Annotated in this window: 26 protein-coding genes; 6 read left to right on the forward strand and 20 right to left on the reverse strand. The window is 37.9% G+C overall.

Annotation, left to right across the window (positions count from 1 at the left end):
• Positions 1-84: 84 nt before the first annotated feature.
• Together EZ444_RS09080 and EZ444_RS09085 are read right to left on the reverse strand one after the other, a co-directional pair.
• A complete protein-coding gene (locus tag EZ444_RS09080) occupies positions 85-1,647 on the reverse strand; it encodes a sodium:solute symporter (protein WP_131608415.1) in 1,563 nt (520 codons plus the stop codon).
• A 9-nt stretch (positions 1,648-1,656) separates the two neighbouring features.
• The gene (locus EZ444_RS09085) at positions 1,657-3,291 is read right to left on the reverse strand and encodes a fucose isomerase (RefSeq protein WP_131608416.1); all 1,635 of its coding nucleotides are present in this window, start codon (positions 3,289-3,291) and stop codon (positions 1,657-1,659) included.
• A 139-nt stretch (positions 3,292-3,430) separates the two neighbouring features.
• Between EZ444_RS09085 and EZ444_RS09090 the strand changes: the two genes are divergently transcribed.
• On the forward strand, positions 3,431-3,616 hold the full coding sequence (locus EZ444_RS09090) for a hypothetical protein (RefSeq protein ID WP_131608417.1): 186 nt from the start codon (positions 3,431-3,433) through the stop codon (positions 3,614-3,616).
• 7 nt (positions 3,617-3,623) lie between these two features.
• Here EZ444_RS09090 and EZ444_RS09095 read toward each other — a convergent pair whose 3' ends face one another.
• Positions 3,624-4,097 carry an SRPBCC family protein gene (locus EZ444_RS09095; protein ID WP_131608418.1) on the reverse strand — a complete coding sequence of 158 codons (474 nt, stop codon included), beginning with the start codon at positions 4,095-4,097 and terminating at the stop codon, positions 3,624-3,626.
• Between the two features lie 187 nt (positions 4,098-4,284).
• Here EZ444_RS09095 and EZ444_RS09100 point away from each other — a divergent pair, with 187 nt between their 5' ends.
• On the forward strand, positions 4,285-5,286 hold the full coding sequence (locus EZ444_RS09100; protein WP_317130120.1) for an NADP-dependent oxidoreductase: 1,002 nt from the start codon (positions 4,285-4,287) through the stop codon (positions 5,284-5,286).
• On the opposite strand, the gene EZ444_RS09105 is transcribed toward EZ444_RS09100, so the two are convergent.
• The 6 genes from EZ444_RS09105 to EZ444_RS09130 form a co-directional block, all read right to left on the reverse strand.
• Positions 5,276-5,986 (reverse strand): YqjF family protein, encoded by a 711-nt coding sequence (locus EZ444_RS09105; RefSeq protein ID WP_131608419.1) that lies wholly within the window; start codon positions 5,984-5,986, stop codon positions 5,276-5,278. The genes EZ444_RS09100 and EZ444_RS09105 overlap by 11 nt on opposite strands.
• 55 nt (positions 5,987-6,041) lie before the next feature.
• Positions 6,042-6,581 (reverse strand): hypothetical protein, encoded by a 540-nt coding sequence (locus tag EZ444_RS09110; protein ID WP_131608420.1) that lies wholly within the window; start codon positions 6,579-6,581, stop codon positions 6,042-6,044.
• Positions 6,582-6,603: 22 nt separating this feature from the next.
• Complete coding sequence (locus tag EZ444_RS09115) at positions 6,604-8,085, reverse strand: FAD-binding oxidoreductase (protein ID WP_131608421.1); 1,482 nt, start codon at positions 8,083-8,085, stop codon at positions 6,604-6,606.
• A 3-nt stretch (positions 8,086-8,088) separates the two neighbouring features.
• Positions 8,089-8,460, reverse strand: coding sequence for a DUF805 domain-containing protein (locus EZ444_RS09120; protein ID WP_131608422.1), 372 nt, complete (start codon positions 8,458-8,460; stop codon positions 8,089-8,091).
• Between the two features lie 143 nt (positions 8,461-8,603).
• Positions 8,604-9,686 carry a toxin-antitoxin system YwqK family antitoxin gene (locus tag EZ444_RS09125; protein WP_131608423.1) on the reverse strand — a complete coding sequence of 361 codons (1,083 nt, stop codon included), beginning with the start codon at positions 9,684-9,686 and terminating at the stop codon, positions 8,604-8,606.
• Between the two features lie 45 nt (positions 9,687-9,731).
• On the reverse strand, positions 9,732-10,232 hold the full coding sequence (locus EZ444_RS09130) for a hypothetical protein (RefSeq protein ID WP_131608424.1): 501 nt from the start codon (positions 10,230-10,232) through the stop codon (positions 9,732-9,734).
• A 169-nt stretch (positions 10,233-10,401) separates the two neighbouring features.
• Between EZ444_RS09130 and EZ444_RS09135 the strand changes: the two genes are divergently transcribed.
• The gene (locus tag EZ444_RS09135; protein ID WP_131608425.1) at positions 10,402-11,664 is read left to right on the forward strand and encodes a BamA/TamA family outer membrane protein; all 1,263 of its coding nucleotides are present in this window, start codon (positions 10,402-10,404) and stop codon (positions 11,662-11,664) included.
• Between the two features lie 15 nt (positions 11,665-11,679).
• Here EZ444_RS09135 and EZ444_RS09140 read toward each other — a convergent pair whose 3' ends face one another.
• The 7 genes from EZ444_RS09140 to EZ444_RS09165 form a co-directional block, all read right to left on the reverse strand.
• Positions 11,680-12,360, reverse strand: coding sequence for a hypothetical protein (locus tag EZ444_RS09140; protein WP_131608426.1), 681 nt, complete (start codon positions 12,358-12,360; stop codon positions 11,680-11,682).
• 112 nt (positions 12,361-12,472) lie between these two features.
• On the reverse strand, positions 12,473-12,625 hold the full coding sequence (locus tag EZ444_RS27180; RefSeq protein ID WP_165503569.1) for a hypothetical protein: 153 nt from the start codon (positions 12,623-12,625) through the stop codon (positions 12,473-12,475).
• A gap of 143 nt (positions 12,626-12,768) precedes the next feature.
• Positions 12,769-13,590 (reverse strand): endonuclease/exonuclease/phosphatase family protein, encoded by an 822-nt coding sequence (locus EZ444_RS09145; protein WP_131608427.1) that lies wholly within the window; start codon positions 13,588-13,590, stop codon positions 12,769-12,771.
• Positions 13,591-13,625: 35 nt separating this feature from the next.
• Positions 13,626-15,194 (reverse strand): ABC1 kinase family protein, encoded by a 1,569-nt coding sequence (locus tag EZ444_RS09150; protein WP_131608428.1) that lies wholly within the window; start codon positions 15,192-15,194, stop codon positions 13,626-13,628.
• Positions 15,195-15,260: 66 nt separating this feature from the next.
• Entirely contained in the window at positions 15,261-15,749 is a 489-nt protein-coding gene (locus EZ444_RS09155) for a hypothetical protein (RefSeq protein WP_131608429.1), read from the reverse strand.
• 85 nt (positions 15,750-15,834) lie between these two features.
• Positions 15,835-17,712, reverse strand: a complete 1,878-nt coding sequence (locus tag EZ444_RS09160; RefSeq protein ID WP_131608430.1) for a gamma-glutamyltransferase family protein — start codon at positions 17,710-17,712, stop codon at positions 15,835-15,837.
• A gap of 62 nt (positions 17,713-17,774) precedes the next feature.
• Positions 17,775-17,999 carry a CDGSH iron-sulfur domain-containing protein gene (locus EZ444_RS09165; RefSeq protein WP_131608431.1) on the reverse strand — a complete coding sequence of 75 codons (225 nt, stop codon included), beginning with the start codon at positions 17,997-17,999 and terminating at the stop codon, positions 17,775-17,777.
• 242 nt (positions 18,000-18,241) lie between these two features.
• Between EZ444_RS09165 and EZ444_RS09170 the strand changes: the two genes are divergently transcribed.
• Positions 18,242-19,462, forward strand: a complete 1,221-nt coding sequence (locus tag EZ444_RS09170) for an MFS transporter (protein ID WP_131608432.1) — start codon at positions 18,242-18,244, stop codon at positions 19,460-19,462.
• A gap of 3 nt (positions 19,463-19,465) precedes the next feature.
• Here the strand turns inward: EZ444_RS09170 and EZ444_RS09175 are convergent, their stop codons facing one another.
• Positions 19,466-20,026 (reverse strand): GNAT family N-acetyltransferase, encoded by a 561-nt coding sequence (locus tag EZ444_RS09175; protein ID WP_131608433.1) that lies wholly within the window; start codon positions 20,024-20,026, stop codon positions 19,466-19,468.
• Between the two features lie 69 nt (positions 20,027-20,095).
• Between EZ444_RS09175 and EZ444_RS09180 the strand changes: the two genes are divergently transcribed.
• Entirely contained in the window at positions 20,096-21,028 is a 933-nt protein-coding gene (locus EZ444_RS09180) for an NADP-dependent oxidoreductase (RefSeq protein ID WP_131608434.1), read from the forward strand.
• A gap of 60 nt (positions 21,029-21,088) precedes the next feature.
• On the opposite strand, the gene EZ444_RS09185 is transcribed toward EZ444_RS09180, so the two are convergent.
• The 3 genes from EZ444_RS09185 to EZ444_RS09195 are packed head-to-tail and all read right to left on the reverse strand — an operon-like array spanning position 21,089 to position 22,745.
• Positions 21,089-21,385: a Dabb family protein gene (locus EZ444_RS09185; RefSeq protein WP_131608435.1), complete on the reverse strand. Its 297-nt coding sequence runs from the start codon at positions 21,383-21,385 to the stop codon at positions 21,089-21,091.
• Complete coding sequence (locus EZ444_RS09190) at positions 21,382-21,789, reverse strand: (deoxy)nucleoside triphosphate pyrophosphohydrolase (RefSeq protein WP_131608436.1); 408 nt, start codon at positions 21,787-21,789, stop codon at positions 21,382-21,384. Before EZ444_RS09190 ends, EZ444_RS09185 begins: the two co-directional genes overlap by 4 nt.
• Before the next feature lie 5 nt (positions 21,790-21,794).
• Positions 21,795-22,745 carry an energy transducer TonB gene (locus EZ444_RS09195; protein ID WP_165503570.1) on the reverse strand — a complete coding sequence of 317 codons (951 nt, stop codon included), beginning with the start codon at positions 22,743-22,745 and terminating at the stop codon, positions 21,795-21,797.
• Positions 22,746-22,844: 99 nt separating this feature from the next.
• Between EZ444_RS09195 and EZ444_RS09200 the strand changes: the two genes are divergently transcribed.
• Positions 22,845-23,582, forward strand: a complete 738-nt coding sequence (locus EZ444_RS09200) for an AcvB/VirJ family lysyl-phosphatidylglycerol hydrolase (RefSeq protein WP_131608438.1) — start codon at positions 22,845-22,847, stop codon at positions 23,580-23,582.
• Positions 23,583-23,600: the final 18 nt, after the last annotated feature.

The raw sequence follows: 23,600 nt of genomic DNA on the forward strand, positions 1-23,600 counted from the left end.
ATCTAAAAAAGGAAAAAGCATTACTTACGTAATGCTTTTAAAAATTATTTACCCCAACATAGAGGAGTCACGAATGCTTTTAGCTTATCCTATTACTGCCTTTCCTTTTAACCTTGTAATGATTGTACCCGTTAAAAAAATAGAGAGCGTACCCACCACAATGATCATATTGGCATTTAATGGATTTTTGAGGTAAGCATATTGCTCTGGGATTAAATAAGAAAGCGACATCCATAGAATCACCAGTAGACCAACTATCGTAGCAGCAAAAGCTTCCATATTACCAGATTTCTTGCTGATGATCCCCAACAGGAATAAACCAAGCATTCCCCCAGCAAATATCCCTGACAGCTGCCACCAGATATCCAGAATACTTTTTACCCCAATCATGGCAATACCACAGATCATACCGGCTACACCAAACACAACGGTCGAGATGTGCAATAGCCTCATGTTTTGCTTATCATTCATGGAAGGCTTAAAATAACGTTTGTAAATATCTTCCGTAAAGACTGTTGCTGAAGCATTCATTCCAGAACTGATTGTGCTCATTGCTGCAGAAAGAATAGCTGAAACGATCAGACCAATTAAACCTGTAGGAATCATGGTTACCATAAAATGTGGCATTACCTTATCTCCATAATCTGCAGGTTGAAGCGTTGCAGCCAGATTCTGAATGTCCATTGCGGATACACCTGCGCCTAGACGCTCGGCTGCCACCTGCAATTTAACTGGTTCTATCATTTCAGGATTAACCTGATAGTAGGCATAGAGACAACTTCCGATCACAAAAAACAATAAAGATGCTGGTACATAGATCCACACACAAAGCCATACCGACTTCGAAGCCTCTTTTGCTGAGGAAGCCGTATGATAACGTTGTACATAATTCTGATCCATTCCAAAATTATTAAGGTTAATAAAGAACCCATATAATAATATGACCCAGAATGTAGTTTGCGTAAAATCAGGACTAAAACTCCCAAGATTGAACTTATTGTCACGGCTCCCAATTTCAACAATCTTTGATATCCCACCAGGCATGTTAGACACAACCAGGTAGATAATCAAAATTGCACCAAGTGTTTTCAGCACGCCCTGTACAACCTCTGTCCAGATTACCGCCTCTATACCCCCCATTACCGTATAAATAACAATACAAATACCTGTTACGAGCATGATCACCTGCATATTGTAACCGGTTAGTGCTTGTAAGGTTAAGGAGATACCAAAAAATATGGACCCCATACGCGCCAATTGAGTCAGCAGAAAACAAACTACAGCGTAAGTGCGAGCCCATGGTCCGAAACGCTTTTCCAAATTTGTATAAGCAGAAACCTCTCCGGTATTCCGGTAAAATGGCACAAAATACTTAGCGGCAACCCAGGCCGCAAGCGGCATAGATATACTGAATACAAATGCATTCCAGTTAGCGCCAAAGGCTTTCCCTGGTACACCTAGAAAGGTATTGCTACTTAAAAAAGTAGCATAAATAGATAATCCAATAGCCCAACCTGGTATTAAACCAGAGGCCTTGGAGTATTGTTCAGGATTTTTATTTCTACGGGAAAAGTAAACGCCAACCATTACCATGCCCACCAAATAGGCGAGTATAATAGCTAGGTCTAATATGGGTAGATTTTTCATTTTGCAAGTTTAAACATATTTTTTGCCATCATGATCTACATCACCACAGAAATGAACCTTAATTCCCATTTCTTCCAAAGCTGCTGCTTTTATACGGCAGGCTTTATGTGATGAAGCCTCATCAGTCGTATAAACCACATGTATATGGTTTGCCTGGTGACGAGCCATCATTTGATCACGTGATACCCCGCTAAGTGTAGCATGCATAATCGGCCATTGCGGGGTTGTATTCTGCCAGCGTCTCTCTGTTTCTTCTGCTGGTAAAAACACGGCATCACCTACGCCCAAATCACAATGTAAAGCATTGTTCTGTATATAAATTCTGCTCCAAACCAGACTTCCTGGTTTACTGATGCCTTTCAAGCTACCACCACCAAGATGGAAAAACATAGGCGGCTGTCTTTCGCTGCTCGCGCCAGCATACCCATTGATAAAATGCGCAGGTGGTGCAGCTCCTGAAATCAGGAACAACCATACAAAATCATCGATGCCATCGCCTTTAAAATGCTCACCCCAACGAATATCATGTAAAGTGTTTTCACCTGGCATGCCCAATTCCTTCCACAAATGATAAGTCACCAAAGCATCTATACCCGCGCACTCATCCACTTCGTTGAAGTGTGGCAACGCTTCATTTGCATATAATTCTTTCCCCGATTCTGAAAATACTGGAGGTCTATCCTGATTGTTTAATAATCCTTCTACCAAATCACTGGTAGCGGTTAAATCTTTTAAGCCTTGCTGATACTGAATACCAATGGTATCGCAGCCAAAATCGTCGGCCATACGCATTGCAGCAATATACATTTTGCATTGATCAAGGGTTTGCTCCCTGGTAAGTTCTGTTAAACTCTCTGTTCCCCATTTAAAGGTCATGCCTTTTTGCAACAACCATTCCAGTATCTTCTCCGCTTCCTGTTCGGTTACAGTCCTCATTTTGGCATATAGGGCAGATTGACTTAAACGTTCTTTAAATATTCCTGTTTTATGGAGTAGGTCGTCTGGAACAATTGCATTGAACATGCCCATGCAACCTTCATCAAAAACACCCATAATTGCTTTATTATCACGCAAGGTACGTCCGAATTTACGTCCTTTAATTTCATCCGCTGAAGGTATAGTTACTGCACTAAACGACTTTACATGACTGGTGTCATGGGTAATTTTACCGGTAGATAACCATTCTGTTAACCCCTTATTGAAAAAATCATCACTAAAGTCTTCACTCCATAAACTGCTGTAGTTTACTTCAGCTTTGGTCAATGAGCCATTAAGATTCAACATACCTACCAAGCCTGGCCATTGTCCGCTCCAGTTGGCAACAGTTAAAATAGGTGCTTTATGTGTAGTCAGTCCTGCCAGGACATGATGTGAATACTGCCAAACGCTTTCGGCTACAATAATTGGTACATTTGGATCTATCGTTTTAAATACTTCGATGCCCATTCGTTGAGAATCTATAAATCCATGCTTTTTCTCTTCGTCATAAGCATGGGCCCTTTTCACTGTCCAGCCCTGTGCATTCAGTGCCTTTCCCAATAGTTCTTCCATTTCTACCTGTGCCGCCCAGCAACTTAAATTGGCCGACAAACGTAAGTCTCCACTACATACAAGGTAAACTTGTTTTTCAGTATTTGTTGTCATGTTAAAAAGTATAAATATTGCGAGAATATTATTCGTCGACCTGACAGATAATATATTTCACAAATCAATTTAAAAATTTGGTCTACACAAATATGGGGAGTGCCGGGCTGAAATCTCTACGAGTTTTTGCCTAGTTTATGTGATATGTTATCATGAAATCATTCATCATCCAAAGTTTTATTTTCTGTCTATCCTAAGCACGATTGCAGAAACGAATGAGTATGATGCGATTACCAACACACATGCCTTTTACCAAAGCTATAGAATTGATACGGATCGGATTAGCACACCGGTGAAGTATCGCAGCAAATATTTAAGTAAGTAATTACAGTCTATAAATGATCTATAGGAAGTAGATTACTTTCTGCATACTCTTTTATGATATCGTTGCGTTTGATAAGCAGATCTTTGAGATAATTGGATAAAAAAATTCCATCTGCCATTTTTCCTAGTATACCTAGTGGCGAAACATAGCTAAAAATATCAGTCATTAAGGTTCCATTATCTTCCTTATCAAAATGATGTTCATGTCTAATGGACTTAAAAATGCCTTTAGTCATCTCATCTACAAAATAAACGCCATTGTCAAACTCCGTAATTTTTGAAGTTAATTCCTGAGTAATTCCAAAATGTCTGGCCTGCCAGGTAACAGTTTCATTTAATTCAATAAGACCGGAGCACCTTCCTGCGACAGCTTTTTCATTTGTATGTTTTGTAGAAATCTGATGTAAATCAATACTTCTCGCTAAGTCGAAAACAACTTGCCGATCAGCATTAATATGAGTCTGTAATTTTATTACGGGCATAAAAGTTAATGTATGATATAAAAGTAACGATTGTTAATTTGATTCCAAGCTTCCATAGAAACAGATCCGTTAATATGTCGTGAACTAAGTTGCCTTAAACAAAACACAGTTGAGGCCCTGCGAGAAAATCGTAAAACATTAATGACCAGAATATTGTTGATATGATTTGCCCCTCATATAACCATACATGGAAGTGAATAAAGTAATCCTGTTAAATAAACGCCCGGTAGGCAAACCAACTACGGATGATTTCAAATTTATAGAAGAAGAAAATCCTATAATACAAGAAGGACAAGTACTATTAAAAACCCTTTATGTTTCTGTTGACCCATACCTGAGAGGAAGAATGAGCAGTGCGAAGTCTTACGTCGCCCCGTTTGAATTAAATAAACCAATACAGTCGGGTGTCATTGCCGAAGTTATAGTATCTAAGAACCTTGATTTCAAAGTGGGTGACTTTGTTTCAGCAAGGCTGGACTGGAAGGAAGTACAGGTTTCGGACGGAAAACACCTCCTCAAGGTTGATGGAAATGCTGCTCCTCTATCAGCTTATTTAGGTATTTTAGGAATGACCGGGTTAACGGCATACTTAGGCTTAACTGAAATTGGGAAACCCAAAGCTGGCGAAACATTAGTGGTTTCTGGCGCAGCTGGTGCCGTAGGTAGCATTGTAGGACAAATCGGTAAAATTTTGGGATGCAGGGTGATTGGCCTAGCCGGATCAGATGAAAAAAATAGGATTTTGACTTCGAAATTCGGCTTCGATGCAGCAATCAACTACAAAACGACAACCGATATGAAAACGGCAATAGCAAATGCTGCACCAAATGGCGTTGATATCTATTTTGACAATGTTGGTGGTGATATTTCTGATGCGGTACTTGCAAACGTAAATCAGCTTGCCCGCGTACCAGTATGCGGTGCGATCTCTGTGTACAATGAAACAGAAGTGCCTATGGGGCCAAGAATCCAGACGACATTAGTAAAAAGCAGTATACTAATGCAGGGCTTTGTTGTATCTAACTATGCAGCAAAATTTCCTGAAGCCATCAAACAATTGACCACTTGGCTACAGGAAGGTAAATTAACTTACATCGAAACGATCGTTAATGGTTTTGATCAAATTCCGCAGGCTTTTATCGACTTGTTTGAAGGTAAAAATGAAGGTAAAATGATTGTTAAAATATAATTCTCTTTCTCTCTACAGAAATTTCTGATCCTTCAGCTAGCATGACTGATATGGGACTTTGGTGATTTAAAAATTTGAATCGATCTCCATAAGTCAACCCAAAATCTAATTCGATATTGTAGTTTTTAACTTCATAGTGATCCCATTTTGGGTGCTTCACTTCATACTCATTGGTTTTAAAATCGCTATATCTGGCGTATCCCCAATAATGTTCTGTAATGAATTCAGTTTCGGTACCTTGATGAATCAGTGACAGCTCCCTTTCGGCAGTTACACTAAAACTTTGCCACTGCTTTTTACACTTCCATTTATACTCCACTATCCTCTCCTCTTCAGTTTCAATCCAACTATGCGTCATAGGCAGGGCGACATAATTCTCATTGTAAATTGTATTAGCTACAAATGAAAGGGCGAACTTTGGCACTATCTCTTTAATAAAAACCACACCTCTTTTCCAGATTCCCTTATCCAGATATCGGACATAAAAGCGCAGATTAACTTCCTCAAAATTAGAATGGAACGGTACTCTAAAGCCCATTAGTCTGGTATTTTTAAACAAAAAGCCAATCAAACTGACATAGCATTTATCGTTCCACATATCTAGTTCTGTGCCGATAGGAATGTAAGGCGCTAATACCTGCCTGTCTATTGCATAATTTGCTATAGCCAGCTTTCTCCATTCTGCCGTTAAAAAACTCATGGGGACAAGATACGTCCCAAAGCATTCATATAATAATAGTTGTTATCAAAAAGCGTTAATTGCTGAATTTCACATTAAATGCACCATCAGTAATTTTAACTTTAACTCCCTTATCTGTCTGTACAGTTCCATTAAAAGAACCTTTTATGTTACCTCCGTTTTTGTAGGAAGCCTCAGAAATAAAAAAATATGTTCCTTCGTCAATATTTTCTGTTGAAAATAACATACCTGCGCTATTTGTATATTCAATATAATGTGTTGGATATGAGTTCTTGTTACTCCAGATATTAAGCCCTGCTACAAATCCAATAAAAGATTCTTCAGAAAAAAACTTAAACTTAGGTATGGCACCACTCTTCGCGTTGCCTAAAATAGTTAATGTTCTTGGTGAATCGGTGATGCCTCGAAGTGCTGAAACCTCTGTAGCTGTAACAGTAACACCATCCACTTTATAAGTAATATAATATTCTGATGTAGGAATAGGCACCTCTGGTACTATTGTCTCTTCATCTAATTTAAGCACAGGTATTTTCTTGCAGGATATCACTGTTAGCGCCATTATTGCAACAACAGCCATTAATGTAATTCTTTTCATTTGTAAATAAGTAAAACTGATATTAATTCGCATAAACCTTGTAAAAACTATTACTAAACGCTTCCGTAGGATCATACTTTCTTTTTAATTCGAAAAAAGCACTTGCTTGTGGGTAAGCTTTTAACAGTTGCTCTTTTGTAGCATGTAAGCGATAAGGAAGATAATAAGCACCATTTAACGAGATGGAAATAGTTATCAGTTTACGCGTTAATGCTTGCATATCAGCCTCCGCCTCCTTACTTCTTTTTTGATTGAACAACATGACAAAACCAAAAACTTCTTGATGTGCATAGTTTAAATAGCTATCCTTATCTGTCATTACGTTTCTGACCGTAATATTTAACAAATCAACCCTATACTTAGGTATTGTACTTTGAAGCGCTTTAATAAACTCAGGAACAGCGGCTTTGGGAATAAAGTATTCATGTAGAATATCCGTATAATTCTGATTTGTATTTTGGAACACTTCTACCCCTTCATTCAACAATTCATTTCTTGTAAACGTTTTTCCATCTACCAATGATACTGAAGACTTTTCTAACTTCCAGCGTAAATTTTTACCATATTCACTATTTGCAGAGCCTCTAAAAACGGTTCTCCTAATAGCTGCAAAAGTATTTTTTTGATGTAATTTCTGAACTGGTCCATCTGTCACAACATAAGTAGACAAAATAGCTTCTTCCATAAAATGATCTGGGTTGATATTGATTCTTCCGAAAGCAAGTCCAGTAGTAGGATTTTTCTCCATCCACTGTTCAAATTCACGAACATAATCGGCACTTTTTACGACAAACTGCTCAGCTTTATAGATCTTATTATCAGTCACTCTCAATTTAACATCCAATATCACCCCAAAAAGCCCATAACCACCCAAAACCAATGAAAAAAGCTCTTTATTTTCTGTCCTGCTACAACTTAGGACTTCCCCCTTCGCATTTATCAATCTTAATGAAATTACTGTTGATGCAATTGGTGGGGAATTAGGTTGCCAACCGTGACAATTTACACTAATAGATCCACCTACAGAAAATGAGTTATTGGATTGCATTACAGCAACTGATTTTCCATATTGGTCTAGATATGGAATAATTTGGTTCCACAAAGCTCCTGATCCAACATTCAATACATCTGCCGTACTATCCAACAACATGTAGTTAAATGAATTCATATCCAATAAGATACCTCCCGGGTAGATGGTGTGTCCTCCCATGCTATGTTGAGCACCGGCGATTGATATCTTTTTTCCGGAAGCGTTGGCTTCTTTTATTAAATCAGAAATCTGAGTAATGGCACGATTAATCTCTTTGTGTGCTTTTACAACAGTATCTACCTTTGTTCGATTTAATTGACTTGCATCATTAACTACAGCAGAACGCAAACTCTTGCTTGCTTTCGGATCCTTAATGTAAGTATAAATAAGAAAGGTTACTGGTCTTATAACCAGTAACCCTAGAATTAAGAAAACTGCAAGAACTAAGCGTTTTGTCGTTAATCTTAATTTCATCTTCTAGTCCTGATCGTTAGCCGTTTTAATAGCGAAAGGATCTACAATTTCATTATCTGGATTTTTAGGATTCTGACCATACTCATTCTCAAATGTATCGCCTTCGCCAAACATCATCACAAAACCATAGAAGGGGATTAGTTGCCACCAGCCGCTATTACCTCTATCGTGACATCTTTTAGCGCCTTGGGCAATCACAAAATAGATGGCCGGCAGTAATAATAAAAATAACAGCATATTCGCCGATTGTTCATCAAAACTTAGCAATCCTAGGATTAAACCAATAAAAACTGCTACAGCAAAATAAATTAAATAACTAAGGCCATACTCCAATCTGCGGATACGACCTTCAAATGAAAAAGGATTTTTAAACATGAAAAATGTGGTAAGGTAATGTTGAAAGAATTTTGATCATTATTGAGTAGCGTTTTGTAGTTTGATTATTCCAAAGTTTAAGATATTATCTCAGAAAAACAATTAATATCTCAAAATAGTAACATTTAAGCCAAAACAAACGTTCAATTGCAATATTGTTTCATAGCATCTATGATCATTGGCTTTCGGTCACCAAGTTCAAAGCCACGTTTCAAATCACTGCAAATCTTGTCTAAATCATCCTTAGGAATAGGTACATTGTCTTTCGCTACCATTACCGTTACCTCTTTTGACTTACTCAGGGTTTTACTATCCTTAAACTCGTATTTTCTTAATCTGGCAAAAGCGCGATTACTGAGCGCTTCCATGTACAACGGCTCAAGCGCAATAGCATTATCAAAATCAGAAATAGCATTATCAAAGTCAAAAGTATTCAGTTTAGCAGTTCCTCTGTAAAAATATAGATCAGCGTACTCAGCATTTAGTTTAGCTGCCTCATCAAATCTCTTGATGGAACCACCATAATCCCCTTCACGCATTATGGAGATCCCTTTGCTTAATAAACTATGAAATTTCATCTCTTCCTTAGGTAAGTCTTGTTTATTATTTACAAACATAGATTGCCTTTTTAACTTACCTGTAGAGTAAAATACTTGCCATAATCCTATTTCTTTCTTATTTATGAATGATCCTTTTTGCTTAAGTTTACCATTGATAAAATACTCTTCTGATTCGCCATTTTCAATCCCATTAGCATAAGTATAAAAATAGCGCTTGTTACCATTAGGGTAATAAACTGTTCTAATCCCATCTATTATCCCGTCTTTTAAGACACCTTCTCCCTGTATTTTACCATTCGTAAAATAATCGATGAATCTACCTGTATAAGCTTGATCAGAATTTTTTGGATACCATACTCCATTGTTTTTAACCATATTTTTGGAAGTAGGAATTCGCTTTACTTCTGCAGATCTACCTAAATAGGCTTTAGTTGTAATGTAGATTATCTTATCTATTTTCCCCTCACGCCCCAAAGCCTTAATCTTATCTAGATTAGTAAAGACATCTAATTGAGCTATGTCTTCATTTGAGATCTCATCATCACCATCTGGGGTATCAAGAATCGGGATGCTATCAACAAAATATAGAATGCGATCTTGCTTTTCCTGAGAAAAGGAAATTGATGAATAAACTAATAAAAGAAACGTTAATATAATATTTTTCATGTTATGGTGTATCTTCTATACAAATCAAATGGTTTCGGCAACTCACTAACTGTCTTTTTTAACTTTCCTATTTATTGACATTAATACATTAAAAAGTATTAGCCAAAATATTAAAAACATGATGCTTTGAACAATTAAAATTAAACCAGTAGCATTACCATCGGAATACGCTATCCCAAAGCTGATTAAATTAACCAGAAGTGTAATTAATAATGCAATTATGACCCAATCACCGTAAAATAATGAGCTTGGACTCAAAGAAAGGACACTTAATGTGCCTAAGCCAACATATGATAAAGAGTAAATGAAGCTTAGCTTGTAAAACTTATTTCTTGTTTCTTTACTGGGGATATATGACCGGGAATTATCTCTACTAATTTTTTGAGCTATAACTTGACTGACATTATCCGGAAGCAATATATTTCTATTATGTAACTCTTCTAATGCTAATTCTACAGCCTCCTCGGTATGCTTACCTGGGTGCCTGATGTAATACATTAGTTGTTCGTCTGTTTTTTGTGACAATATTTTTCTGAGCGCCGACATTATAAATCTTTATTCTTTTTTGATAACCAAATAATAAAACTACACCTATTATTTTAAAATCTTCCAATATATCTTCATTCTCATATTTGTACTTATCTTTGGGCAAGAGCATAACACATTGAAATATTATCATTTACCCCACATAAAGAAAGCGCTTAAACAAGGTCTAATGTTATTATTAGCCTTATTAGCTGGGTTACCATACACCTACAGCCAAATTAAGCCATCAGTAGATTCCTTAAAAATCCATTCTTTAAGAAACGATACTACACGCGCACAATATGATGTTGGTGATTTGTTTACAAGCATTTTCCACCCAAAAAGAAAACCGGACCCTTTTAAAAAGAAGTCGCCAGTTACCATTATACCCAATTTCGCCTACAATCCAAGTATAGGTGCTCAGATTGGCATAAAGGCTGTTGCAGGTAAAGTATTAGGAAAAGACAAGAATACGCTGATGTCAATTGCTGCTACATCAGCTTCTATAACTACCAAGGGAATCATTTATTTCTACCTCAATCATAATGTTTACACTCCGGGCAACAAATGGAATCTTCAGGGAAGTTTAGTAGCAGCGAAAACTGTTTTGCCTGATTTTGGATTAGGAATAGGAAATGCTTCCCATGCAAGCGAAGCAGATTTTATATTAAGTAATCCAGATCGTAAGCCTTATGTACTCCACGCCGAGTATTACAATTTCAGAGAAAAGGTATATAAACAAATTGCAAAGAGCCTCTTTGTTGGCGCTGGTGTGTCCTTCGAGATTAGAAGAAAAATCGAGGACCGCTTAAATACGAGTGACCTAACACCATACAATATCTATAGTGACCGTTATGGTTTTAACAGAAATCAATACCAGTCTAACGGCTTACTTTTTAATGTACAATATACTACGCGAGACAACCAGAACCGTGCCTACAAAGGCATTTATGTTGATGCTGGGATCCGTGTAAACCAAACCTGGATGGCAAGTTCGAAGAATGCTGTACAAATAACTACTGATTTCAGAAAATACTGGAGCTTGTCTGACAGCAATCCCGAGCATGTGCTTGCCTTCTGGAACTGGGGTTCTTATTTAATTAGTGGTGCCCTGCCCTATCTCGAGCTTCCAGGTACTGGAAGAGATACCTACTACCGAAGCGGAAGAGGATACACTGTTACTTACTTTAAAGGCCCCAAATATTTTTACTCGGAATTGGAATATCGCTTTCCAATCCTAAGAAACAAATTTATAAGTGGAGTTACTTTCGGCAATATCCAATCTGCGAGCGATGATTTAGGTACCAAATTATTTCAACAATGGCAACCAGGTGGTGGAGCAGGTTTACGAGTGCTATTCAATAAAGCTACACGTACTAATTTGTGTCTTGATTATGCTATCGGAAAATATGGTTCTAAAGGATTCTTTTTGGGCTTAACGGAAGTTTTTTAATTTCGACAAGCAAATCTACTTATTCAAGTAAGGCATAATCTTCCCGTCTTTAAAGGTAAGGTACAAAGAATAAGGTTGCTCATATTCAATCTTGGAACGGTCCCATTTAGGCGCTTTTTTCAAAACCTTCAAAACCTCTTCTCTAACGGCTTTAGATAATTGGTTGCTTGTTGCTAAATTGGTAATAGAACCATCCTTTTTGACAACAAATGAGGCAACTAACCAGCCATTAGCCGAAGTTGGTACTTTACATTTCCGGACCATATATTCGTGCAATGATTTTAATTCATCGTTTCGCGGAACGATTGCAATTTTTCCCATGACAAACGACCTATCATTATCGCATTTTGAGTCTATCGGTTTAGGACCAACTTCGCCTAGTTTTATTTGTGCATTTGCCTTCTGTCCAACCGTGCCAATGCCAATAAAAACCATAGCTGCTACTACCCATCTTTTCCAGTAAGGCTTATTAACCTTTCCCGAAGAAGTAGCTAACTGCTCATTGGTAAATCTGCCACAAACCTTATCATTGTTTTCCTGCATAATCTTGATAAAATAAGCTGTATTTTTATTTGTCATATCGTATACTTTCTTCTGACAAGTATCGCAAAATCGCCCATCGTCTTCCGATTTCATCGAATTCCAATCCTGATTACAGGTAAAACTTAGCTGAGCATTGTTGATTTTTTCTTCCATGATAGATTACTTTAAACTCAGGATGCCTAAAAAATATATATTCCATATATTGAAGAGATATATTTTATAGCACTGTTGAAGATTTACTGTTGCATGTCTATATAAATTCCTATTAAAAATGATAAGCGAAACCGCATATATCCTGCAACATAAAGCCTAAACTGAACATCACTACTAAGCCATTCCGCTTTATAATATCATTCAGAGAAAAAGTGGGCATATCTATCGTGGCAGATTTGTCCAGATAATATCCATATCTGTCCATTGTAAAAGCAACCTACAACCTAGAATTTTGTATCAGAATAAATTTAATGGATATGTTGACTTTTCTAGCAGATGCGCAAGGTCAGTTCTTGAACTTGATGAGGCGGTTAGAATTCTTAAAAAGGTATAAACCGGAGTCCCTTCCTATTTAGCAATCACATCTAAAGAGAACTGCATATAAATCGGCACATGATCAGAGATTAACCGTGCTGCTCTGAGATCTTCAAAGTCCTGGTAAAAATGAACTATTCCTGTCCTCAGTACATTTATGCCTGAGGCTTTGAAGTAGAAATTATCATACTCCGAAGCCAGGCAATTACCATTCACACATTTCTGCTTCAATGAGGTTTTTTGGCCTCTAAAAGCAGAGGTATGCCCAGTTTTCCATAATGGATTAAACACACTGTGAGACTGAGGAAGATTAAAATCACCGCAAAAAATAAGGTTATCACCTGGATAAAGATCTGGCAGGAATTTAAAATATTTAATCTCTGTTTCTGGTTGTTTTGATTTAGGAACCGCATGAAAATTAGCCACCGTAAACGTTTTACGTCCTACGGCAAACCTACAATAATAGGGCTCCCTATCAATCATCAATCCGTAGGTTTCTTCTAACCATGCCGTTCCATTTTTTTTGACTTTGCTGGTATTCCAGACAAAAGCATAACGCTCTTTTGAGCTACCTGTTGGACTTGATGTAGGATTGCTGATTACATAATCCCACTTACTGCCCATGCGGTTTAACTCATCTGCTAACCTGGCTACAGCTTGGCTACCACCATAGCCCGCAACAACTTCCTGTATCGCGATCACATCGAATTTATTGACGACTTTGGCAATGTAAGCCAACTCATCATCATTTTTAGATTTACCAAAGTTTTGTATGTTCCAGGAACCAAGGGTTACATTTTGGGAATAGGCGGCAAAGCTTATGAATATAAGCAGTAGAATAATATACTTTTTCAAATCTGGATCGGAATAATAAAGGCGCAAATATAGCTTTATTTTATATGATTCGCCAAAATCAAAATAGCCCCGCTGATCAGCAAAGCTGCTATTATAATTGCCAGGGCCAATTTATGCACACCCCGATTAAACTGCTTCATCAACTCCGGCATATCCTTTACTTCCTGAATCACCTTTAGTTCGCCACTGTTTAACTTCTGAAGCACCGCCTGTGCATCATCCGGCATGGTTTTTAATAACTCTGTAATGGTATTGATCAGCTTCATTCCGTTCTTTTTCAGATTTTCCGGACTAAGCTTCCGCATAGCAATCTGGAATATATAGGGCCTTAAGCTTTCAATAATATTCAAATCAGGAATAAGTGCTCTGCCAATTCCTTCAATTAACACAATTCCCCGAACTAGCAGGTACAAATGCGCTGGCATCAAAATCTCGTTCTGGTTCAAAATAGCCGAAAATCTTCCTAGTATTTCTTTTACATCAATGTGTTGGAGAGATGCCCCTTCCAATAAATTAAAGAAATGCTGAATATCCTTCTCCAGCTTCTTTTCATCAGGAATATTATAACGCAAGGCCATCTTTTTCAGGGTAGCAATTAATCTTTTGCTATCCTGCGATATAAAATGAGAAATAAAATCTTCGAGTAATTCCTTTTCTACCGGCATGATAGTCCCCATAGAACCAAAATCTATAAAGGCAATCTGTCCGGTTTTTAAAACCAACAAATTTCCAGGATGGGGATCGGCATGAAAGAATCCATGTTCCAATACCTGTTTAAGATAAAGATCTAAGCCTCTGCGGGCGATAACTTCAGGGTCGTGCCCCATCTTAAGCAAAGCGTCCAGGTCAGTTATCTTCAGCCCATCTATAAATTCCATGCACAAGATGGCATCATTTGACAATTCGGGGTACACACTAGCCAGATAAATAGATCTATTTCCTTTAAAATCTCTCGAAAAACGTTCAATATTAGCCAGTTCATTTAGAAAAGATAGTTCCTGAAAGATAGACTGTTCAAATGCCTCTAATACCTGAACCAGGTTGATTCTACGGAAAAGATCACTATAACTAGTCAAAAGACGTGCAACATCCTTCATGATGAGCATATCGGCAGTCACGACCTCCCTAATCCCCGATCGTCTGATCTTCAAAATCACATCCTGCCCGCCCTTAAGTTTGGCTTTATATACTTGCGAAATAGAAGCAGCAGCAAAAGGTACCGTAGTGATTTTTTCAAAGTACTGATCAGGCTCAATATTCAATTCATCCGCAATCAATTTCTCGACATCCATCAATTCCGGTTCCACCTTATCCTGTAGCTTTTTCAGCTCTACGATCATCTCTGCTGGCAATAAATCCTCCCTGCTGCTGAAGGCTTGCCCAAACTTCACATAGGTAGGTCCCAATTCTTCTAGCACCATCCTGATGCGCTCATAGACCGTGAGGGCAGCTGGTATTGCATCCTCCACACCATTAATCACTTCATCGACAGGTAAATGACTGTTAAACTGACTTCTGATCAACAACTCCTTAAATCCGTACTTACTAAGTATCCTAACCAGGGAAACTGTCCGCTTGAGTTTGATCTTTTGGTTCTCCATCATATCTATTTAAACACCTTTTAACACGTTATGTTACAAGATATCGATAATATGATGAAATTCTAAAGCCTAGTATAGTTGCTTAAATGATTTCATAAAGACTTGATAATCTTGTTTAGAAACTACTAAAGCAGTCTGATAAAGATTAACAGGCTCATTTGATTCATCAAATGACTCAAAGATCAATTTCATTGCATCACTACCTGCCCGAAAGTCTTCGTGAAAGGGAATTACCCTGAGTGTTTTATTTATTTTACGTGTCTTAAGCGAGAGCTTAAAAAAGCCGTAAAATTGCTGATAGCTAAGCGCATCCTTTTTTAAAGTGATCGTTTCTGCCCCGTAAATATGCCAAATTGAATATCTTATAAATAAGATTTCGAAAGCTAAAATGAAGAGTACAATAACGCCTACTCCACCGATAGTAAACAATATGATAACGGCTATCAATAAGATATTTAATAAATACAAAGAGATTTTTAGGGCAAGAGATGGCTGTACCGTAATTGTAGCTGAGAGGCTATCTCCATCATTATTTACCTTAAATTTTCCTGGTTTCATATTTATTAAATTAACTGATTATTTTTTCGGTCAAAGCTAATAAATCCTTTTAGAATACCCGGTGCAGACAGCTACAATTGTTTTCTTACCATCCTATTCCGTAATCTTCACCATGATTACTTGATCCTCCCCACAAACTCCCATGTTTCCAGTCGAAATAAATTGCATTAATCGGGCCACTGGTCCGATCACCAAAGCTTAAGGTATAGCCCATTTTTTTTAATTCATTCCTAACAGCCTCACTGGTATTCGTGTTCAGTAAAATCTGACCGGGTTTAGGTTCCCTATCGGAAGTTTTAGTTCCACCCAGCGACAACCACAATTGATTTGAATTAAAATTAGCAGCTTCGGCAGCCTGCTGAACATTCATACCAAACTCTGCCACGTTTAAGAAGAACTGCAAAAGATTCTGATCCTGCGTATCACCTCCCTGAACTGCTGAAGCCAAAAATGGTTTCCCATCCTTAAGTGCCATTGCCGGGGATAGCGTAACCCTTGGTCGCTTACCGGGTGCAACAACATTAAAAGGGTTTAATGTCGAATCCAACACAAAACTTTGCATCCGCTGACTCATCCCAATTCCTGTATTCCCTGCAATACAAGCCGGCAACCAACCTCCGCTGGGTGTAATAGAAACTACCCAACCTTCTTTATCAGCCGCCTCCACTGAGGTAGTTCCCCGCCATAACCTATCCTCATAGGCTTCCTTAGGAGAATAATTACCCATATCATGCTTAGGCGCAAAATTGCGTTTTGAGGTATCCATCTCGAATCCCCGGTTTTTAAGGAGATTTTTATACGGATTGAGCAATCCCTCAAATGGATAAGGATCACCTGGACCTATACCAGCATCATTCTTTACAAATTGAATTAACGAAGCCCGCTGTTTGGCATATGCCTTACTCAACAAGCCCTTTATTGGTTCAATCGGCTTAAAATATGGATCTCCGTAATAAAAATCGCGGTCGGCAAATGCAAGGTTCATGGCCTGATAAACCGTATGAATGTATTTGGTACTGTTATACCCCATGCTTTTAAGGTCAAAATTCTCCAGTATATTCAAGGCTTGTAGCATAACAGGACCTTGCGTCCACTGCTGCATTTTGTACACATCAATACCTTTATAGTTCACCATGAGTGGTTGTTCTACTAAAGGTTTCCATTTTGCCAAATCCTCCATGGTAATTAATCCGCCTTGCTCCTGACATCCCCTCACAAATTCGCGTGCAATGTCACCTTTATAAAAACGGTCATACGCGGCCATTAAAGCGCCTTTCCGATTTTTACCCTTTTTACGTGCCGCTTTTTCAGCATCCACCATTTTGTTCAAAGTAAGCAACAGGTCCTTTTGCACAAAGATCTCCCCTGCTTCAGGTGCCTCTCTTTGCTCACCAGCATGCGTTAGAAAAACCTTTTTACTATAAGGCCATTGCTTAATCAATGATTTTTGACGTTCGATGTAATTGGCTGCCTGCGCTTCCATTGGATAACCAGCAGCCATTTGAATGGCCGGAGCAAGCACTTGCTCCAGGGTCATTGTACCATAATTAGCGAGCATATAGATGAGTCCGCCTGGAGTTCCCGGCGTTGTAGCCGCCAAAGGGCCGTATTCTGGAGGGAAATTATAACCTTTACTTTTAAAGAATTCTACGGTAGCACCCGTTGGCGCAAAGCCCATCGCATTAACGGCTATTACTTTTTTGGTATGGGGATTATAAATCAATACCTGAGTCTCTCCGCCCCAGCTTAGTGTATCCCACATGGTACAGGTAGCTGCCAACATTGCACAGGCGGCATCCACTGCATTTCCTCCTTTTTGGAAAATCATGGCACCCGCTGTTGCGGCTAATGGCTTGCCGGTAATGGCCATCCAGTTACGTCCATGTAAAACAGGTTTTTGAGTTTGCTGAGCAGATATGGATATAGCGCAGGTAGCAAAAAGAAGCAACAACAGATATTTCATACCAACAGTTATTTATCCTAATAAAGCTAAGATAAATAACTGAAATTGATATTATGTACTAATTAAGCTTTCTTTGGAGGAAGATCAAATGCAATCGCTTCGTGTTCAAATTGTCCACTATGTGAACCATCGCAAAATGGCTTATTTTTAGAAAGACCACAACGACAGATACCCAAAGCAGTTCTTCCCTGTAATTCATAAACATTGCCGTTTCTATCAACAATTTCAAAATCGCCTTCGATCTTTACCGATCCGTTAGTATTAATTGTAAGTTTTGTTTTTGACATGTAATATTTTTTGCTGCAAAAATACAATAATGGCCAGAGCGTATGGGATCTCATTTTAATTTAGAACCGTTATCTATTGCCTATCACAAAGCATACGATCAGCTGTCTGTTTTTGTAAATAAGATAAAGGAATAAAATATGAAATTAGCAAGATGTAATTATTACACTAAGGTGTTAAAAAATATATACCATGGAATTTTGAAAGGCTAACTTTGATTCGTCAAAATAACATCGCACATACTTTGAACAACATAAAAACACTTAAAAAAGAGCACCAGGGAATTTCCACCTTGCTTGCATTCGCTCTACTCCCCTTATCTGGTTTTGCAACAGATATTTACATCCCATCATTACCTACCATGGCGACGACTATGGGAGTGAGTAGCTTGCAGGTACAGCTAACCTTAAGCTTATTTTTAATCAGCTATGGCGTTTCTCAACTCTTTATAGGTAGCGTATTGGATAGCTTTGGCAGATATAAATTAAGTCTTATTTCTCTCGTAATTTTTGCAGCAGCAAGTATTGTCATTGCCAATACGCATAACATTTACCTGATTTACCTGATGAGAATCATACACGGCTTTACTGTAGGTACGATTATCGTAGCCAAACGTGCCTATTTTGTCGACATGTTTACCGGAGATAAATTAAAACATTACTTAAGCCTTTTTTCCATTATATGGTCTACCGGTCCAATTGTAGCTCCTTTTTTAGGTGGCTACTTGCAAACTGCATTTGGTTGGGAATCTAATTTCTATTTCCTGGCTATACTTGCTATTGTATTGGCTATTCTGGAACTTATCTACAGTGGCGAAAGTCTGAACCATTTTTCTGAATTTTCACTAAAAAAGATCACTGGCATATATATAACCATGATAAAAACAGCCAGCTTCAGTCTTGGCATTGTCATGCTCGGCCTGGCCTACAGTATGGTGATGATTTATAACATGACCGGTCCATTTATCATAGAACACCACTTAAATCTTACCCCAGTAGTTGCAGGTTATAGCTCTCTGATATTAGGTTTTGCGTGGATGGTTGGTGGTTTTATAGGCAAGGCAACTATAAACAAGCCTTTCTTTAGAAAGATGACTACAAACCTCTTGTTTCAAGGCGCATTTGTATTAACAATGATCGTTACCATTCAGTTTATTTCTAGTCTGTACAGCCTGGTGTTATTCGCCTTTTTAATCCATGTAACAGCAGGTTACATATTCAACAATTACTTTACCTTTTGTCTGGGCTTATTCCCTAAAAACGCAGGAATTGCCAGTGGTTTAACTGGCGGTATCACCTATGTAATCGTATCTTTTTTAAGCTATGGAATCATTTCAATCTTACCCGCTAAAGATGAGCACCACCTGAGCACAAGCTATTTAATCATCACCATTTTATCTGCAGTAATTATGTTTACGATCTTTAAAATAGCTAATAAAAAAACTGAGCTTTTGCATAACGAATAAGTATTACGGCCTGGTGATTTGCATATGAAAATAGCGACCACCAATAAAATCTCTTTCCTTTACAACCTTAAAGCCTAAGCTTGTATACAGTTTTTCGGCTTTAGGGTTTTCTTTACTTACCAGCAGGCCAATAGTGTGGTGATGATGGGCAACAGCGTAATCAACCATAGCCTTAATCAACTCTTTCCCAATCCCCTTGCCCTGCTTACCTGGAGCAACACTAATGCAGTCGATATAGTACTCACCAGCCTGCGTTTCTGCCTCCAGATCATGGTTAAAACCATAAGTTTTTTGAATATAATCTAAAAAAGGAGCTCTTAATATTTCAAGATCGGCACCATCATATGCATTGATCATTCCACATATCTCCCCTTCGTCCTCATATACCAAGGTGTTTTCGTAGCTATACTGATTACCTGGTAATGCAGCGAATCTTTCAAATAAAGGAACAGCTTCATTAGGATCGGTAGCACCTATAAACTTTGCAGCAAGATCATCCATTGCCTGAATAATTAGTTTAGCCAATTGTTTTGCATCAGCTGAAAGTGCTTCTCGAATTATCATAAACGAAGCTAATTAAAATGAATGAAACCATCATAAGCATTAATTGTTATCCCTCAAAAAACAATTGATATGAAAGCAGTTCAAATCTATAAATTCGGTGGCGTTAACGAATTAAAATATGAAGATGCCCCGAAGCCTGAAATTAAGTCCGACGAGGTGTTGATTAAAGTTTACGCAACAAGCATCAACCCTGTGGATTGGAAAGTAAGAGAAGGACATATGCCTGGTTCTGACAAAAGAACATTTCCAATCATACTAGGCTGGGACGTTTCAGGTATTATAGAAATGGCAGGCTTAAACGTTAATGGATTTAAAAAAGGAGATGCGGTATATGCACGCCCAAATGTATCAAGAAACGGTACTTACGCTGAATATGTAGCCGTCAATGCAGGAGAAATTGCGCTAAAACCAACATCAATTGATCATATTCATTCGGCAGCTGTTCCATTAGCAGGACTAACTGCCTGGCAGGGTTTGTTTGACCATGGGAAGCTTGAATCCGGACAAAAAGTGCTTATCCATGCTGCTGCAGGTGGTGTTGGCACTTATGCCGTACAATTGGCTAAATGGAAAGGCGCTTATGTAATTGGTACGGCATCTGAACAGAATCTTGATTTCTTAAAAAAACTTGGGGTCGACGAGGTGATAGATTATAAAAATGAAGCGTTTGAAAGCAAATTAAAAGATTTAGACTTGGTATTTGATCTTGTAGGGGGCGACACTCAAAAAAAATCTTTGGATGTGCTAAAACCCGGTGGAATTTTAGTCAGCACCGTGGGGCTAAGAGACGAAGCTGCAATAAAGGAAAAAGGCATGATTGGGGCCCAATTTATGGCTCAATCCAGTCCTGGTGATTTAACGAGCTTAGCAAAGCTGATAGATGAGGGAAAACTTAAACCTATTATTGCAGAGGTATTAACGTTACCACAAGCAGCAGAAGCACAACAAAAAAGTGAAGCTGGACATACTCGGGGTAAAATTGTTTTAAAAGTAGCGCAATAAAACAATTTAACTATATGGGGCTGTATCATTAATCGATTAATGATACAGCCTTTTTAAATACTAATGTGCGTCGTATATAATTACTTTTTCAAAAAGCACTCTAAATTGGTCTAAAAATGCCTTATGTATTTCATGCACCTGATATACATCATGTGCTGCCAGGTCCTCAAAAAACAAAACCAATGAAAAAGTATAAGTTGTATCAACAACAGCACGTTCAATTGGTGCAGGTGTACCAATATGAAAGGTTTTAACCACTTCAATATTTTCAAGTGATTCTAAACCTTTACGGAAAGCTGTTTTTTGATCTTCAGATGTGTCGGCTTTTAGCCAGAATAGTACGTGATGAGCTATCATTTTCTTATTTTTTTGCTGCGAATATAATCACTTACAATTGGAATATCTGCTTCAGCCCAGTCTAAGCTTAATAATTCATCTATTGCTACCCAGTGATACATTGCATGCTCTCTTAAAATAATTTCCCCATCCGTTATCCGGCAGACAAAGGGAATCAGATTAATCGAGAAGTCGGGATAGCTGTGTTGATTTGCTGGTATGCCAGATACTATTTCAATATCAACATCCAACTCTTCCTTAATTTCCCTGATCAGGCTCTCCTCAGGACTTTCATCGGGCTCGACTTTCCCACCAGGAAACTCCATTTTTAATGGGAGCTTCATCTCTGCACTACGCTGCGCAACAAGCACTTTACCTAGCTCTCCTTCTATAATTGCGCAAGTTACATCAATAAAAACAGTCATTATTTTTAACTAACAGTAAATGAAATCGGTATATTAAAAAATACATTTACAGGAATCCCTCTTTCTACCCCGGGTTCCCATGGCGGAGAAACACTAATTACACGAATAGCTTCTCTTGTCAAACTAGGATGTGGACTTTTTAGCACTTTTATATCACTAATAGATCCATCCTTTAATACCTGAAACCTTAAAAACACCTTACCTTGTATGCGCTGAGTATAGCACTCTTGAGGATATTTAACATTCTTTGTCAAGTATTTATAGAATTCTTTCATACCGCCTTTAAACTCGGGTTGTATATGACTTTTTGTATATGGATATTGATTTCCAGAACGATCAGTACTTTCTCCCGAAAGCAATTTACCATCAACATACGTTTCGGTATAACTTATACCGCTCCTCTTTAAGCCACCCTTCCAAATCCCATCATAAAATCCATCCTTTATCGAGCCGCTTTCAATGATCTCTTTAAAATTATTATCATAAAGCCCACAAGCGCCATTGCCACTGACCACTAAACTCTTACCAGTTGAATCTTTAACAGTCTTGATATAGGTCTTTACCCCATCTTTAGCATTCACATAAGCAATTTCAGTATACAGATTCCCATTGGGATAATAATTATATACCGTATCCACAAGCTTCCCCTTGCTGTAATTACCCAATAATTTCTTCTTACCATTTTTATAGTAAGAAATATACTGCCCCTCATATACAGGTGGATCTATCTTACTAGAAAGTCCCTTACTTTTGGTGCTCCCATCCAGATAATGTTCATTTACAATATACAAAACCGATCCGGGATCAGGTTCTTGTACAATACGTAAATAATCAGCGCTATCGCGAATTTTCACATATTGACCGTTATTTTTTAAGAAGTATAGGTTTTGTTTTTGCGCATTTACGCCTAAACCAATTACCATGAAGGATAAAAATAGAGCGAATATTTTATTCATACATAAATTAATAACTACTGTAAGGTAATACATTTTTCATTTTGGGGAACAATATTTGTAAAGAAAAACTAAGTAAATCAGACAAAGACAATAAACTGCATGTTAAGCAAACCCTTAAATATTCTATTTATAACAGGCTTAATCAGCTTATCAAGTTGTAGTTTATTAAAGCGAGACAGGGTTACGCGACACAGTGGAATACAACGCTCTGATTTCGATTTGCCCGTATTTGTATACCCTGCACCAGATAGCGTTAAAAACAACACCTTAGTATTAATCCTTTCAGGAGATGGCGGATGGGTGGATTTCGAAGACGCGATTTCCCTTAAATTTTCAGGTACAGGATTTAACACCATCGGCTTCAATTCCCGTGATTATTTCTGGGAAGGCAAAACACCGAGAAAAACAGCGGAAGACCTGGCGATGCTGCTCATGATTTATGTAAGACAATACAAACCAGAAAAGATCATTCTTTGTGGCTATTCTTTTGGTGCTGATGTGATACCATTTGTATACAATAGACTTCATCCGCGTCTAAAAAACAGAGTTGCAGCACTTGGCATGCTTTCTCCATTTGCAACATCAGATTTTAAAGTACGTACTTCTGACCTACTCAACATTTCCAAAGACAATAAAAAGTACAATGTAAAAATAGAGGTAGACAAGGTTAAAATACCAATCTACTGCTTTTATGGAAAAGATGAAGATCCTAGAGCGCTGGAAGAAATCATAAAATCTAACTTTTACCTTAAATTGATCCCCGGAGATCACAGTTACGATCAAACCTCATATAACGAAATCATAGTTACTATAACGAGAGGAATAAACCCACGATGAAATTAAGGCAGCGCTTTT

The sequence above is a fragment of the Pedobacter hiemivivus genome (genome assembly GCF_004331685.1).
GTDB classification, from domain to species: domain Bacteria; phylum Bacteroidota; class Bacteroidia; order Sphingobacteriales; family Sphingobacteriaceae; genus Pedobacter; species Pedobacter hiemivivus.